Origin of the sequence: Sphingomonas sp. AOB5, from assembly GCF_029433115.1 — a bacterium.
Lineage (GTDB): Bacteria > Pseudomonadota > Alphaproteobacteria > Sphingomonadales > Sphingomonadaceae > Sphingomonas.
The window spans coordinates 1-13158 of record NZ_JARNTV010000083.1 but is presented as its reverse complement, the minus strand read 5'-3'; the positions used below and the strand labels follow the sequence as shown (position 1 = coordinate 13158).

Annotated in this window: 17 protein-coding genes; 3 read left to right on the top strand and 14 right to left on the bottom strand. The window is 66.4% G+C overall.

Annotated features, from left to right (window positions below):
* On the top strand, positions 1 to 361 hold a 361-nt coding region (locus tag P1X14_RS20240; RefSeq protein WP_277317228.1), incomplete at its 5' end, for a winged helix-turn-helix domain-containing protein.
* On the opposite strand, the gene P1X14_RS20235 is transcribed toward P1X14_RS20240, so the two are convergent.
* On the bottom strand, positions 351 to 698 hold the full coding sequence (locus tag P1X14_RS20235) for a hypothetical protein (RefSeq protein ID WP_277317227.1): 348 nt from the start codon (positions 696 to 698) through the stop codon (positions 351 to 353). The two genes, P1X14_RS20240 and P1X14_RS20235, sit on opposite strands and share 11 nt — an antisense overlap.
* Complete coding sequence (locus P1X14_RS20230; RefSeq protein WP_277317226.1) at positions 698 to 868, bottom strand: hypothetical protein; 171 nt, start codon at positions 866 to 868, stop codon at positions 698 to 700. The genes P1X14_RS20235 and P1X14_RS20230 overlap by 1 nt, the downstream gene beginning before the upstream one ends.
* Before the next feature lie 65 nt (positions 869 to 933).
* Between P1X14_RS20230 and P1X14_RS20225 the strand changes: the two genes are divergently transcribed.
* Positions 934 to 1713, top strand: a complete 780-nt coding sequence (locus P1X14_RS20225; RefSeq protein WP_277317225.1) for a crotonase/enoyl-CoA hydratase family protein — start codon at positions 934 to 936, stop codon at positions 1711 to 1713.
* Here P1X14_RS20225 and P1X14_RS20220 read toward each other — a convergent pair.
* From P1X14_RS20220 to rarD, 5 genes are read right to left on the bottom strand one after another with little or no spacing between them, the layout of a single operon-like run.
* Complete coding sequence (locus P1X14_RS20220; protein ID WP_277317224.1) at positions 1710 to 2075, bottom strand: DUF427 domain-containing protein; 366 nt, start codon at positions 2073 to 2075, stop codon at positions 1710 to 1712. The two genes, P1X14_RS20225 and P1X14_RS20220, sit on opposite strands and share 4 nt — an antisense overlap.
* Before the next feature lie 45 nt (positions 2076 to 2120).
* Complete coding sequence (locus P1X14_RS20215) at positions 2121 to 2651, bottom strand: SRPBCC family protein (RefSeq protein WP_277317223.1); 531 nt, start codon at positions 2649 to 2651, stop codon at positions 2121 to 2123.
* A complete protein-coding gene (locus P1X14_RS20210; protein ID WP_277317222.1) occupies positions 2651 to 3091 on the bottom strand; it encodes an SRPBCC domain-containing protein in 441 nt (146 codons plus the stop codon). Before P1X14_RS20210 ends, P1X14_RS20215 begins: the two co-directional genes overlap by 1 nt.
* Positions 3088 to 3423, bottom strand: coding sequence for a metalloregulator ArsR/SmtB family transcription factor (locus P1X14_RS20205; protein ID WP_277317221.1), 336 nt, complete (start codon positions 3421 to 3423; stop codon positions 3088 to 3090). The genes P1X14_RS20210 and P1X14_RS20205 overlap by 4 nt, the downstream gene beginning before the upstream one ends.
* A gap of 44 nt (positions 3424 to 3467) precedes the next feature.
* Positions 3468 to 4373 (bottom strand): EamA family transporter RarD, encoded by a 906-nt coding sequence (gene rarD, locus P1X14_RS20200; RefSeq protein ID WP_277317220.1) that lies wholly within the window; start codon positions 4371 to 4373, stop codon positions 3468 to 3470.
* 140 nt (positions 4374 to 4513) lie between these two features.
* Between rarD and P1X14_RS20195 the strand changes: the two genes are divergently transcribed.
* Complete coding sequence (locus P1X14_RS20195) at positions 4514 to 5470, top strand: hypothetical protein (protein ID WP_277317219.1); 957 nt, start codon at positions 4514 to 4516, stop codon at positions 5468 to 5470.
* Positions 5471 to 5473: 3 nt separating this feature from the next.
* On the opposite strand, the gene P1X14_RS20190 is transcribed toward P1X14_RS20195, so the two are convergent.
* The 7 genes from P1X14_RS20190 to infB form a co-directional block, all read right to left on the bottom strand.
* Positions 5474 to 6295 carry a protein phosphatase 2C domain-containing protein gene (locus P1X14_RS20190; RefSeq protein WP_277317218.1) on the bottom strand — a complete coding sequence of 274 codons (822 nt, stop codon included), beginning with the start codon at positions 6293 to 6295 and terminating at the stop codon, positions 5474 to 5476.
* 49 nt (positions 6296 to 6344) lie between these two features.
* Complete coding sequence (locus tag P1X14_RS20185) at positions 6345 to 7622, bottom strand: dihydrolipoamide acetyltransferase family protein (protein ID WP_277317217.1); 1278 nt, start codon at positions 7620 to 7622, stop codon at positions 6345 to 6347.
* On the bottom strand, positions 7622 to 8629 hold the full coding sequence (locus P1X14_RS20180) for an alpha-ketoacid dehydrogenase subunit beta (protein ID WP_277317229.1): 1008 nt from the start codon (positions 8627 to 8629) through the stop codon (positions 7622 to 7624). The genes P1X14_RS20185 and P1X14_RS20180 overlap by 1 nt, the downstream gene beginning before the upstream one ends.
* Positions 8630 to 8694: 65 nt before the next feature.
* Positions 8695 to 9966, bottom strand: a complete 1272-nt coding sequence (locus P1X14_RS20175) for a 3-methyl-2-oxobutanoate dehydrogenase (2-methylpropanoyl-transferring) subunit alpha (RefSeq protein WP_277317216.1) — start codon at positions 9964 to 9966, stop codon at positions 8695 to 8697.
* A gap of 150 nt (positions 9967 to 10116) precedes the next feature.
* Positions 10117 to 10551, bottom strand: a complete 435-nt coding sequence (locus tag P1X14_RS20170) for a hypothetical protein (protein WP_277317215.1) — start codon at positions 10549 to 10551, stop codon at positions 10117 to 10119.
* Positions 10552 to 10681: 130 nt separating this feature from the next.
* On the bottom strand, positions 10682 to 11089 hold the full coding sequence (gene rbfA, locus P1X14_RS20165) for a 30S ribosome-binding factor RbfA (protein WP_277317214.1): 408 nt from the start codon (positions 11087 to 11089) through the stop codon (positions 10682 to 10684).
* A 125-nt stretch (positions 11090 to 11214) separates the two neighbouring features.
* Positions 11215 to 13158: translation initiation factor IF-2 (gene infB / locus P1X14_RS20160; RefSeq protein WP_277317213.1), on the bottom strand; the 1944-nt coding region annotated here is incomplete at its 5' end.

Sequence of the window (13158 nt, the reverse complement as noted above, 5' to 3'; positions counted from 1 at the left end):
CGCGGTGCTGATGCCCGCGAGCGTGAGCGAGATCGCCGCGCGGCTCGCGGCCCGGCTGCGGCCGCGCATGATCCGCATCGGCGAACTGGAGGTGGATACGGTCGAGCGGCGGGTGCGACGGGCAGGGCGGGCGATCGCGCTCTTGCCGCGCGAATATGCGCTGCTGCTCTATCTGGTCCGCGCGGGCGGACGCTGCGTCGGGCGGATGGAGTTGCTGAGCACGGTGTGGGGGTTGCGGTTCGACCCCGGGACCAATGTGGTCGAAGTCCATGTCTCGCGGTTGCGCGCCAAGCTCGACCGGGGATGCGCCGCGCCGCTGCTCCATACCGAGAAGCGGCGCGGCTATCGCATCACGGCCTGAAGACGATGTCCGCCACATAGATGTGCGGCGCGGGCTGGCCGCTGTCGTTCATCACCTGGATGCCGTCGATGGTGACATTCTCCGCGCCCAGCGCGCCGAGCGGGATCACCACCTTGGTCCAGCCGCCGGGAGCGAGCTTGACCAGCTTCATCTTCGCGACGGGGTGGCCATATTCGACCTTGTCGCCGTCCTGGATCGGCTTGCCGCCGACGGTGACCATGATCCGCACCTGCGCTGGTTCGCCGATCACCTGCAGCATCATCTCGAGCGAGCGATAGGGCGCGGTGCTGAACGGATCATGATGGAGGAAGAGGCCGCCATAGGCCTGCGCCTCCATCAGGATCGGCTTGCGCGCGCCGGTGTCGGTGCCCAGCTCCAGTTCTGCCAGCCGGGGCTGAGGCCTTTGTCATACACCACCATGGCAGCGCTGTCAGTCTGCGCGGGCGCGGACTGGGCGAATGCGGCGGGCGTGGCCAGTAAAGCGGCGAGCGCGATCAGTGTCTTCATCTTCCTCTCCTCTGTCCCCTGCACGGGATCTGGCCTAATCATGCCTGAAAGCGAAGGAGAGGCAAGTGAGCGAACAGCGGGTGACGATCGCGGTCGAGGATGGCGTGGCCGATGTGCGGCTGACGCGCGCGGACAAGATGAACGCGATCGACCCGGCGATGTTCCAGGGGATCGTCGACGCGATCGCCGAGCTGGAAGCGATGCCGGGGCTGCGCGCGGTGGTGCTCTCGGGCGAAGGGCGGGCGTTCTGCGCGGGCCTCGACATGGCGAGCATGGCGACCGGTGGATCGGGGATCGATATCCACACGCGCACCTATGGCCCCGCCAATATCGTCCAGCAGGTCGCCTGGGGCTGGCGCGGGTTGCCGGTGCCGGTGATCGCGGCGGTGCATGGCGTCGCGTTCGGCGGCGGTCTGCAGATCGCCAGCGGCGCGGACGTGCGGATCGCGGCGCCGGACACGCGGCTGTCGGTGATGGAGATCAAGTGGGGCATCGTGCCCGACATGGCCGGGTTTGCGCTGTGGCGCGGCAATGTCCGCGACGATGTGCTGCGCGAACTGGCCTATACCGCGCGCGAGTTCGGCGCGGAGGAGGCGCAGGCGTTTGGCTTCGTCACCCGGCTGGCCGGGGATCCGCATGCCGAGGCGATGGCGCTGGCTCGCGCGATTGCTGGACGCAATCCGCAGGCGGTTCGGGCTGCGAAGCGGCTGGCCGGGCATGAGGGTGATGCCGCGGCGATCCTGATGGCCGAGAGCCTCGAGCAGGCCGCACTGCTGCGCACGCCGAACCAGATGGAAGCGGTGATGGCGAATATGCAGAAGCGGGCACCGGTGTTCAGCGACTAGCCGACCTCGATCGCATCGACGCGGTCGGGATAGAAGGCCAGATGGCCGAGGATTTCCGCCACCGCCTCGTGCGGGGTCTCGTAGGTCCACACTGCATTGGCGGTGCCGTCCGCGACCGAATAATAGGAGGCCTCGCCCTTGTACGGGCACCAGCTGGCGTGGGTGCTGCGTTTCAACGCGGCCATGTCGGCGTCTTCGCGGGGAATGTAGAAGACCGGCGGGTAGCTCGCCTCGCGCAGCACGAGTGCGCGGCGGGTGTCGGCGATGACCCTCCCGGCGGCACGAACGATCACATGGGCGCCGCTCGGTGCAATCGAGATCGGATGGTCGGGCCCCGGCACCCGCACGGCTCGTTCGGACACATTGGTCTCCTTTGCGAGCCGATATGGGGTGCCGGGTGCGTCCCGCTAGTCCAGCGCCGCCGCGGCCTTCGCTTCGGCTTCGGCGTGCAGTGTCCAGAAATTCTCGACATGCTCGCCGCGGATGCGCTTGACCAGCACCGCGAGATGGCTGCCCCAGCCGCCGCCGAAATTCTTCGCGTCCTGCGGCCCGCGCAGCCCGCTATGCACCAGCACCAGCCGGGTGCGGTCCGCGCCTTCCGGCTCCAGGTCGAAGGTCACCGTACCGGCGTCGCCATTGTCCCAGCTATAGGCGAGGCGGCGCGGAGGCTCCCAGACGGTGATCGTCTCGAACCATTTCTTGCCGCGGTTCTGCGCATATTTCTCGGGCATCGGCGCATCGCCGTCGGACAGGCGATCATGGTCGAAGGTCATGTAGATCTTGCCGCCCGCCTGCGGCTCGATCTCGCCGCCCATGAACCACATCGCGCGCAGTTCGGGATCGGTCAGATAGCCCCACACCGTTTCGGGCGGCGCATCGAGCAGGCGTTCGAAGCGCAGTTCCTGCGCGGTGATCGTGTCGCTGCCGGTCATGATCATCAATCTTCTCCAAGCGTGCGCGACAGGCTGGCGAGGATCATCGTCCAGCCCGACCGCGTCTGTTGTTCGTAGGCGGCCCATTGCGGGTCCATTTCGTGAGTGAGGGTCAGCGTGCAGCCCGCACCTTTCGCAACGATGTCGATCGTCACCCGGGTCCATTCGCCTTCTTCGGCCGGGTCGGCAGCGAAAAGGAAGACGAGACGGCGGGGCCGGTCGATCACTTCGTAGCGCAGCCGGTGGGCGGCATCGCCCGAGGGGCGGCGCTCGACGATGCTGGCATGGCCGCCGACGCGGGCGTCGATCTCGACCTTCACCATCTCGCCATCGGGCGTGGCGAACAGGAAGCGGCCGGCATCGGCGGGATCGAGCCACGCGTCGAACACGCGTTCGGGCGCGGCGGCGAAATCGCGGACGATGGTAAGGATCACCGGTGCGCTCATTGCCGCTTCTCCTTGGCATCGGCAGCGATGAGCTGTTCGAGCCGGTCGAGGCGGACGTTCCAGAACTGCTCCCATTGCTTCAGCCATTTGTCGGCTTCGGCGAGCGGGCCGGCCTGCAACGTGCAGAGCTGGGTGCGGCCGACCTTGCGGCGCGCGATGAGGCCTGCGCCTTCCAGCACCTTCACATGCTTGGAAGCGCCGGCGAAGCTCATCGCGAACGGCTCGGCAAGTTCGCCGATGCTCTTTTCGCCGAGCGCGAGGGTGGCCAGCATCCCGCGCCGCGTCGGATCGGCGAGAGCGTGGAAGGTGGCGTCGAGTCGTTGTTCAACCATGTGGTTGAATTACGCCGCACGCCTGAAATAGTCAACCGATTGGTTTAATGTTCGGCGGGCACCATCGCCGCCGCCCGCGTGCTGCGCAGCCCGTCCCACGCATAGAGCGCGCAGCCGGCCCAGATCAGCGCGAAGGTGATCAGGTTCTCGACATGCAGGGCTTCACGGAAGACGAGTACAGCCACGCTGAACTGAAGAGTAGGCGAGATATACTGAAGCAGGCCGAGCGTGGAGAGCGGCATGCGGCGCGCGGCGGCGGCGAACATCAGCAGCGGTATCGCGGTGACGATGCCTGCCAGCGCCAGCAGCACATCGAGCCAGAGCGACTGGCCCCAGCCACTGGTGCCGGTCTGCGACGCGTTGATCAGGATCGCGATGGCGAACGGCGCGATCATCAGCGTTTCGATGGTGAGGCCGCCCAGCGCGTCCATCGCCATCACCTTGCGCAACAGGCCGTACAAAGCGAAGGTGGTCGCGAGCAGCAGCGAGATCCAGATCGCGCCGCCGCCGCCCACCGCCATCACCACGACGCCGGCTGCGGCGATGCTCAGGGCCACGCCCTGCCAGCGCCGGATGCGTTCGCCCAGCACCGCCATGCCCAGCGCGACATTGATCAGCGGATTGATGAAATAGCCCAGACTCGCCTCGAGCAGATGGCCATTCATCGCCGCCCAGATATAGATCAGCCAGTTGATTCCGATCAGCGTCGCGCTGCCGACCAGCAGCAGCAAGGTGCGCCCGCGCGCCGCGGCGATCAGCGCACGCCCGCGCTTGAGCACGAAGATCAGCCCGAGCAGCAGCACCAGCGACCACAGCACGCGATGCGCGAGCACCTGCGCTGCGGGAACGCCTTTCAGCAGCCGCAGATAGAGCGGCAGCACCCCCCACGAGATATAGGCGCCGACGCCCAGGGCGAAGCCGGCGGTGCGTTCGGACATGGTCGTTGGCATGGTACGGGCCTTCGCGCGCGGGTGGCGGTGAGGCAAGCAAGGATCGCTATGGGACGGGAAACCTGCCCGGCTTTTGCCCGCCCGCGATTGCGCGCCGCGCGCGGCCCGCTAGAAAAGACGGCGGGACGAGGGGGGAATCAATGACGGACGCGACACCCGGGACGATCGAGGAATTTCCGGACGTGGAGGAGGCGCCCGAGGGGCAGCCTTTGGTCGCGGTGTTCTTTGCGGTGGCGGCGATCATCGGCATCACCATCTTCTCGCCGATCCCGCCGCTGGAAGGCACGATGGCGCGGCTGGTGACGGTTGGCGTGGGCACGCTGGCCGCGGCGATTCTGTGGGGCATCGCCTGGTTCGTGACGATCAAGCATGCCAGCATGGGCTGGAAGCTGGCCTCGTTCGCGCTGATCTGGGTCGCGGGCGTCGGCACGCTCGACCGCTGCATCGCGCGTTCCCATGCGGCGATGAAAAACGATGTCGAGGCGTTCAACAATATCAAGCTGGATCCGAACGGCCGCCCCGCGCTGCCCGAAAAGGCCGAGCGCGCCGGGCCGATCTCGAAGATGTTCGTCGATTTCTTCAAGGCGACGTCGGACGACATGAACAAGACCGAGGGTCAGATCGGCAATCTCGACCTCGAGATTCTCAATGACGGCTATCGCACGCAGGAGGATCCGAGCGTGCTGGAGAATTGCGAGCGGGCCGACAAGGGCAAGCCGCTGGTGCGCGATTTCGCCAAGCGCCAGACCAAGCGCGCCGCCGACCTGAAGGCACAGGCGGAAGCGATGTGGCTGCCCGAGGACGAGAAGGCACGGCTGCTGAAGACCGTCACCGCGCATGGCGGCGCGACGCGGCTGACCGAGCTGGCCGAGATCCAGGCGAAGATGTTCGACGAATGGCGCATCCGCTGCACCATCCTGAAGCGCGGCAACTGGAAGGCCGGGGGCTATATGTTCCTGTTCACCAGCCCGGCCGATCTGGAGGAAATGCGGGTCGCGGCCGAGCGCCACGGCAAGCTGCGCGTCGAATATAATCAGGTGTTCAACAAGGCGATCCGCGAGAGCGGGGCGTTCAACATGGGCATCCGGATGCCCTGAGCCTTATCCGGCGATCCGCAGCCAGAGGGCGGTGGCATCGTCGGAGCGCTTGAAGCGGGGGAAGCGGGCGAAGTCGTCGCCCGTTTCGATCGCACGCAATTCGGCGGCGAGCGCGGCGAGGCCACTGGCGCGGACCGCGGCCATCAGCCCGGCTTCGTCATAGGCGCCATAGCTATCGACCAGGGCCGCGAAGCCATCGGTCATCAGCAGCAGATCGTCGCCGGGCGCGCAGGGCGTGGCGGCGGTATCGATCTCCGCCATGGTGACCGGATCGACCGAGAGGACGCGGATGCCGGGGCGGCCGCGGCGTTCCTTGAGCGATGCGAGGATCGGCTCGCTTTTCTTGGGTGCGCCAAGGCCATGGCTGGCGAGGCTGGCGGCAAGCTCGGCCTCGGCATCGCGGGTCTCGCGGACCGGGCCGAGGCGGACGGTTGTTTCGCCAGATCCCAGCAACGCGACGCAATCGCCGAGCCATGCGGCTTCGAGTTTGCTGCCCGCAATGCGCGCGGCAAGGAACGAGGCGAGGGGGAGTTCCCAGCGGCCCTCGGGCTCGCGGGTGCGGGCTGCCTCGAACGCGGCGGCGAGATGCATGCCGACCGCGCGCGACATGGCTTCGACCGGGGCATCCGGGGTGGTGGCGAAGGCGAGATGGGCTTCGCTCGACAGCCATGCCGCGCCGCCGCGCGGGCCGACCAGCCCGGGCGGGCCGAGATCGGTGGCGCCGTCGATCACCCATGCCCGCATCTCGCCCGCGCCGGCGCGATCGTCATTGGGGACGGCGGCGTCGCCCGCGAGGCTGAGCGACTGGATCAGGTCGAAATGCATGCCCATGCGGTTAGCGCGGGGATGTGACAGATGCCAGACGGGGTGAAGGTCAATCCGCGAAGAGCAAAACCGGCGTCTCCAGCAGCTTCTTCAGCGCCTGAACGTAAGACGCCGCATCCCAGCCATCGACCACGCGGTGATCGCAGCTGATCGACAGGTTCATCAGCTTGGCGCGGACGATATCGTCGCCCTGGAATACCGGGCGCTCGACGATCTTGTTCGGGCCGATGATCGCGACTTCGGGGCGGTTGATCACCGGGGTGGTCGCGATGCCGCCGAGCGGGCCGAGCGAGGTGATGGTGATGGTGCCGCCACCCATTTCCTCGGGCTTCAGCTTGCTGGCGCGCGCGGCTTCGGCGAGGCGGGTGATCTCGCTGGCGAGCTGCCACACATTCTTGTCCTGCGCGTCGCGGATGACGGGGACGGTCAGGCCCGCATCGGTCTGCGTCGCCATGCCCATATGGACACGGCCCGAGCGCGTCACCACGCCACCCTCATCGTCATAGCGGGCATTGAGCATCGGGAATTGCGGCAGGCTGCGGCAGATCGCGACGATCATCAGCGGCAGCATGGTCAGCTTGGGCCGGTTGCCGCGATTGTCGTTCAGGTCGGCGCGCATCGATTCCAGCGCGGTCACGTCGATCTCGTCGACATAGGTGAAGTGCGGGATGTTGCGCTTCGCCGCCTGCATGTTCTCGGCGATCTTGCGGCGCATGCCGATGACCTTGATCGCTTCATCCTCGCGGGCGCGGCTGGCGTGCGGGGCATGATAGCCCTGGCCGCTGCTGTAGCGGAGATAGGCGTCGAGATCGGCGTGGCGGACGCGGTCGGACTCGGTCTTCACCGTGGCGAGATCGATGCCGAGATCCTTGGCGCGCTGACGCACCGCGGGGGAAGCGAGGGCGTGCTTGTCCGAAGCCGGGGCCGAAGCTGGGACAGGTGCGGGCGCCGGAGCGGGTGCCGCGACCGGTTCGGGAGCTGGCGTTGGTGCCGGGTCAGCTTCGGCCGGAGCGGCTTCCTCGACGCCGGGCGTTTCCGCCGCCACCTGCTGCTCGACTTCGGGTTCTACAGCAGGTGCGTCTTCACCCTCGGTCTCGATCACCACCAGCGTCGATCCGATCGCGATCTGGTCACCGACCTCGCCGGCCAGCTCGATCACCGTGCCCGCCACCGGGGACTCCATCTCCACCGTCGCCTTGTCGGTCATCATGTCGGCAAGGCGGCCGTCTTCCTCGACGCGATCGCCGATCTTCACGTGCCACTCGACGATCTCGGCCTCGGCAATGCCTTCGCCGATATCCGGCAGGCGGAAGCTGAAACGTGCCATCAGGTCCTCATGATCTTCTTGAGTGCTTCCCCGATGCGGACAGGCCCGGGGAAATAGGCCCATTCCAGCGAATGCGGATAGGGCGTGTCGAAGCCGGTGACGCGCTCGATCGGCGCCTCCAGATGATAGAAGCAGCGCTCCTGGACGAGGGCGGCGAGTTCGGCGCCGAAGCCCGCGGTGCGGGTCGCTTCATGGACGATCATGCAGCGGCCGGTCTTCTTCACCGATGCTTCGATCGTCTCGATATCGAGCGGCAGGAGCGTGCGCAGATCGACGATCTCCGCATCCACATTGCCCAGCTCCTCGATCGTCGAAGCGACCACATGGACCATCGCTCCGTAGCAGAGGATAGTGACGTCGGCGCCTTCGCGGACGACCGCCGCCTTGCCCAGCGGGATCTTGTAATAGCCCTGCGGCACCTCGCCGCCGGGATGGCCGGCCCAGGTGCTGGCCGGGCGATCATAATGGCCGTGGAACGGGCCGTTATAGATGCGCTTCGGCTCGAAGAAGATCGTCGGATCATTATCCTCGATCGCGGCGATCAGCAGGCCTTTGGCGTCGTACGGGGTCGAAGGGATGACCGTCTTCAGGCCCGAGACATGGGTGAAGATGCCCTCGGGCGACTGGCTGTGCGTCTGCCCACCGAAGATGCCGCCGCCGAAGGGCGAGCGCACGGTGATCGGCGCGATGAACTCGCCCGCCGAACGATAACGCAGGCGCGCCGCTTCGCTGACGAGCTGGTCGAGTGCCGGATAGATATAGTCGGCGAACTGGATCTCGGGCACCGGGCGCAGGCCATAGGCGCCCATGCCGACCGCGACGCCGATGATGCCGCATTCGGTGATCGGCGTGTCGAACACGCGGGTCTTGCCATATTTGGCCTGAAGGCCCGCGGTCGCGCGGAACACGCCGCCGAAATAGCCGACATCCTCGCCCATCACGACGACGCCCGCATCGCGCGCCATCATCACGTCCATGGCGGAGTTAATCGCCTGGATCATGTTCATGCGGACGGTGGCGCCTTCCTCCGCGCCCCAATCGCTATCGATCGCGCCGCTCAGCATGTCGCCGCTCACAGGCCCGCCGCCTTCTGCTCGTCCAGCATCTGCTGGCATTGTTCCTTCAGATGCCAGGGCGTCTCTTCGAACACCCCTTCGAACATGGTCTCGAACGGCTGGTGCATGCCGTGGCCGAGGATGCCGTTCTTCTCGGCTTCCTTCTGCGCGCGCTTCACCTCCTCGGCGAGTTCGAGATCCTGCGCGGCGTGGCGCTCCTCATCCCATTCGCCGAGGCCAATCAGGTGGTTCTTGAGCCGCACCACCGGATCGCCCATCGGCCATGCGGTCGGCTCGCCGGCCGAGCGGTACTGGGTCGGGTCGTCGGAGGTCGAATGGCCTTCGACGCGATAGGTGAAATGCTCGATCAGGGTCGGGCCCTGATTGGTCCGCGCGCGCTCGGCCGCCCACTGCGTCGCGGCATAGACGGCGAGGATGTCGTTGCCGTCCACCCGGATGCCCGCGATGCCATAGCCGATCGCGCGCGCCGCGAAGGTGGTCGCCTCGGCCCCGGCGAAACCGGAGAAGGACGAGATCGCCCATTGATTGTTGACGACGTTGAAGATCACCGGCGCGCGATAGACGGTCGCGAAGGTGAGCGCGGAGTGGAAGTCGCCCTCCGCCGTCGATCCTTCGCCGCACCAGGTGGCGGCGATGCGGCTGTCGCCCTTGGCGGCGCTGGCCATCGCCCAGCCCACTGCCTGCGGATACTGAGTCGTCAGGTTGCCCGAGATCGAGAAGAAACCGGCTTCCTTCACCGAATACATGATCGGCAGCTGGCGGCCCTGAAGCCGGTCGCCCTTGTTCGAATAGATCTGGTTCATCATGTCGACGAGGGACCAGCCGCGCGTCAGCAGGATGCCCTGCTGGCGATAGCTGGGGAAGCACATGTCGTCATAGGCAAGCGCCGAGGCGGCGCCGACCGACACAGCCTCCTCGCCGGTGGACTTCATATAGAAGCTGGTCTTGCCCTGACGCTGGGCGCGGAACATGCGCTCGTCGAACGCGCGGACCAGCGCCATGCTGCGAAGCATCTTGCGGAGCGTGTCCGGATCGAGCTTGGGGTCCCAGGGGCCGACGGCGTGGCCATCCTCGTCCAGCACGCGGACCAGCGTATAGGCCAGCTCGTGGAAGGTTTGCGCCTTGTCCGCCGTATCCGGCCGCCGCTGCGCGCCCGCGGGTGGCACCTCGATCTCGCCGAAATCGACCGCATCGCCGGGACGGAATTTGGGTTCCGGCACGTGCAGCGAAAGCGGCGGCAAATTGGATCGATCGCGCTCGACCGTCATGGACTCTCCGAACCTTTGATTGTCCCCCGGCAAACGCACGGGGACTCGCTTTGGAGCCTTGTTATAAAATTTCAACGGCGCGCGCAACAAGGTCAGCAGTGCTGACCTGAAATGCCGGGCGGTTCTGTTGCTGTGCCGAGCGGCGCGGGGCTATCCGCAGCGCAGATCGCCGTCCCCGGCAGGCGTGAAATCGGCGAGGCGGATCGCGGCGATAGCCTCGGGCCATTGCTCGAATGCTTCCCGGCCGCCGTTCATCAGCGTGCAGGTGCTGGTGCGGTTGCCCTTGTGGCCGGGCTTCACGACGATAAAGGCGCGATAGTTCCACCAGCCTTCGTCATTGTTGGCGACCGTCATCACGGTGGCGCCGGCGATATCGAGGGTGACCATCAGCTCGCCCTTGGCGGGTTTGGCATCATCGGCGACCTTGCGCGGATCGGCGGGCTGGCCATCCTTGATGGAGAAGATCCAGCTTTCGCCCGCGCGGACGATCAGGCCGGGCTGGTCCTGCGGTGCCGCGTCCTGGGCGGCCGCGAGCGGTGCTATCAGGAGGAGTGCGAGGCAAGCGAAGAAGTTGCGAAGGATCACCCTTGGTCTCCCATATCGTCACCCCGGCCGAAGTGCCGGGGTCCACTGTGCCTCACTGGCTGAACTTGGGCCTTACTTCTCCCTCGCCTCCCGGTGGACCCCGGCACTTCGGCCGGGGTGACGGAAGATGTTATTCGGCGTCGCCTTCCTCATCCCCCAGATCGCGCGCCACTTTGGGATCGCGCAGGATCTGGTCGATGCGGCTGCCTTCGTCGAAGCTCTCGTCGGCGAGGAATTTCAGCTTGGCGGCGTATTTGGTGTTCACCCGGCCGGCGACTTCGCGCTGGAGATAGGCGGTGTTGGTGCGCAGCGCCTTGAGCACCACGTCCTCGTCCTTGCCGAGCAGCGGCTTCACGAAGACGGTGGCGTGCTTCAGGTCGGGCGACATGCGGACTTCGGTGATCGAGACGAGGTGCTTCGCCAGCACATCGTCATGCACATCGCCGCGCTGAAGGATGTCCGAGAGGACGTGACGCACCTGTTCCCCCACCTTGAGCAGGCGGACGGAGCGGTTCTCGGGGGTTTCGACGTGTTTCATGTTTCTTCTCCCTCTCCCCTCCGGGGAGAGGGCCGGGGAGAGGGGCAGTTGCGTACTGCCGACACTGCCCCTCTCCCGGCCTCGCTTCGCTCAGCCACCCTCTCCCCGGAGGGGAGAGGGAATTATCACAGCGTCCGTTCGCGCAGTTCGACCTCGAAGGTTTCGAGATAGTCGCCCGGCTTGATGTCGGTGAAGTTCTGCGTGAACGTCACACCGCATTCCAGGCCCGCGCGGACTTCGGCCACATCGTCCTTGAAGCGGCGCAGCGACGCGATTTCGCCCTGATAGATGATGACATCCTCGCGGGTGATACGTGCCTTGAGCGCCTTGCGGATCGCGCCTTCGGTGACCAGCAGACCGGCGGCCTTGCCGGTCTTGCCTGCCGAGAAGACTTCGCGGATCTCGGCGCGGCCGACGACGGTTTCGAACGCTTCGGGGCCGAGCTGGCCGGCCATGCCGGCGCGGATTTCGTCCGTCAGATCGTAGATCACGTCGTAATATTTCAGCGCCACCTTGTGCCGGTCGGCGATTTCGCGCGCCTTGGCATTCGGACGAACGTTGAAGCCGATGATCGGCGCGCCCGAGGCCGCGGCCACGTTCACGTCGCTCTCGGTGATGCCGCCGACGCCCGAGTGCAGGATGCGCACGCGGATATCGTCGGTCGAGATCTTGTTGAGCGAGCCGATGATCGCCTCGACCGTACCCTGGGTATCCGCCTTGATGACCAGCGGATATTCCATCGCCTGCTTTTCCTTGAGCGCACTGAACATGCTCTCGAGGCTGGCGGGGGTGTTGGTGGTACGCTTGGTCTGGATGACGCCGGCGCGATAGGCGGCGACTTCGCGGGCACGCGCTTCATTCTCGACGACCTGCAGCGGATCGCCCGCCATCGGCACGCCCGAAAGGCCGAGCACCTCGACCGGCATCGAGGGACCGGCTTCCTTCATCTGGCGGCCCTTGTCATCGACCAGCGCACGGACCTTGCCGCTCTCGGCGCCGATGACGAACACGTCGCCGACCTTCAGGGTGCCACGGGTCACCAGCACGGTCGCGACCGGACCGCGGCCCTTGTCGAGCTTGGCTTCGATCACCGTGCCTTCGGCGGCGCGATCGGGATTGGCCTTCAGCTCGAGCAGTTCGGCCTGGAGCTGGATCTTCTCGATCAGCTCGTCGAGACCGGTCTTCTTGAGCGCGGAGACTTCGACGTCCTGCGTGTCGCCGCCCATGGCTTCGACCTGCACGTCATGTTCGAGCAGACGCTCGCGGACGCGCTGGGCATTGGCTTCGTGCTTGTCGATCTTGTTGATCGCCACGATCATCGGCACGCCGGCCGCCTTGGTGTGGTTGATCGCCTCGATAGTCTGCGGCATCAGCCCGTCGTCCGCGGCCACCACCAGCACGACGATATCGGTGACATTGGCACCGCGCGCGCGCATTTCGGTGAAGGCCTCGTGGCCCGGCGTGTCGAGGAAGGTGATCTTCGACTTGTCCTTCAGCGTGACCTGATAGGCGCCGATATGCTGGGTGATGCCACCGGCTTCGCCGCGCACCACATCGGTGCCGCGCAGCGCGTCGAGCAGCGAGGTCTTGCCGTGATCGACATGGCCCATGATGGTCACGACCGGCGGACGCGGCTTCAGCGTCTCCGGGGCGTCCTCGGCGGTGTCGGTCGCCAGATCGACATCCGAATCCGAAACGCGGACGATGTTGTGGCCGAATTCGGTCACCAGCAGCTCGGCCGTGTCCTGGTCGATCGTCTGCGTCATGGTGACGGGCATGCCCATCTTGAACAGCGTCTTGACCAGATCCGCGCCCTTTTCGGCCATGCGGTTGGCGAGTTCCTGGACGGTGATCGCTTCCGGCACCTGCACGTCGCGGACCTGCTTGGCCTGCGGCTCGCGCGGGCCGCCCATGCGGCGGTTTTCCTTCTCGCGGGCACGCTTCAGCGCAGCGAGCGAGCGGGCACGGGCGCCGTCATTGTCGCCAAGCGCACGGTTGACCGTGAGCTTGCCCGACTGGCGGCGATCGTCGCCCGGACGGCCGGCATTGCGGCTGGGACGCGCGGGCGG

What these genes read in the sequence shown, in the direction of transcription:
- P1X14_RS20185 (WP_277317217.1), bottom strand. Translation starts at nt 7,622, where the DNA reads ATGGCACGTTTCAGCTTCCGCCTGCCGGATATCGGCGAAGGCATTGCC.
- rarD (WP_277317220.1), bottom strand. Translation starts at nt 4,373, where the DNA reads ATGCCAACGACCATGTCCGAACGCACCGCCGGCTTCGCCCTGGGCGTC.
- P1X14_RS20215 (WP_277317223.1), bottom strand. Translation starts at nt 2,651, where the DNA reads ATGATCATGACCGGCAGCGACACGATCACCGCGCAGGAACTGCGCTTC.
- P1X14_RS20205 (WP_277317221.1), bottom strand. Translation starts at nt 3,423, where the DNA reads ATGGTTGAACAACGACTCGACGCCACCTTCCACGCTCTCGCCGATCCG.
- P1X14_RS20195 (WP_277317219.1), top strand. Translation starts at nt 4,514, where the DNA reads ATGACGGACGCGACACCCGGGACGATCGAGGAATTTCCGGACGTGGAG.
- P1X14_RS20180 (WP_277317229.1), bottom strand. Translation starts at nt 8,629, where the DNA reads ATGAACATGATCCAGGCGATTAACTCCGCCATGGACGTGATGATGGCG.
- rbfA (WP_277317214.1), bottom strand. Translation starts at nt 11,089, where the DNA reads ATGAAACACGTCGAAACCCCCGAGAACCGCTCCGTCCGCCTGCTCAAG.
- P1X14_RS20175 (WP_277317216.1), bottom strand. Translation starts at nt 9,966, where the DNA reads ATGACGGTCGAGCGCGATCGATCCAATTTGCCGCCGCTTTCGCTGCAC.
- P1X14_RS20235 (WP_277317227.1), bottom strand. Translation starts at nt 698, where the DNA reads ATGGAGGCGCAGGCCTATGGCGGCCTCTTCCTCCATCATGATCCGTTC.
- P1X14_RS20190 (WP_277317218.1), bottom strand. Translation starts at nt 6,295, where the DNA reads ATGCATTTCGACCTGATCCAGTCGCTCAGCCTCGCGGGCGACGCCGCC.
- P1X14_RS20210 (WP_277317222.1), bottom strand. Translation starts at nt 3,091, where the DNA reads ATGAGCGCACCGGTGATCCTTACCATCGTCCGCGATTTCGCCGCCGCG.
- P1X14_RS20230 (WP_277317226.1), bottom strand. Translation starts at nt 868, where the DNA reads ATGAAGACACTGATCGCGCTCGCCGCTTTACTGGCCACGCCCGCCGCA.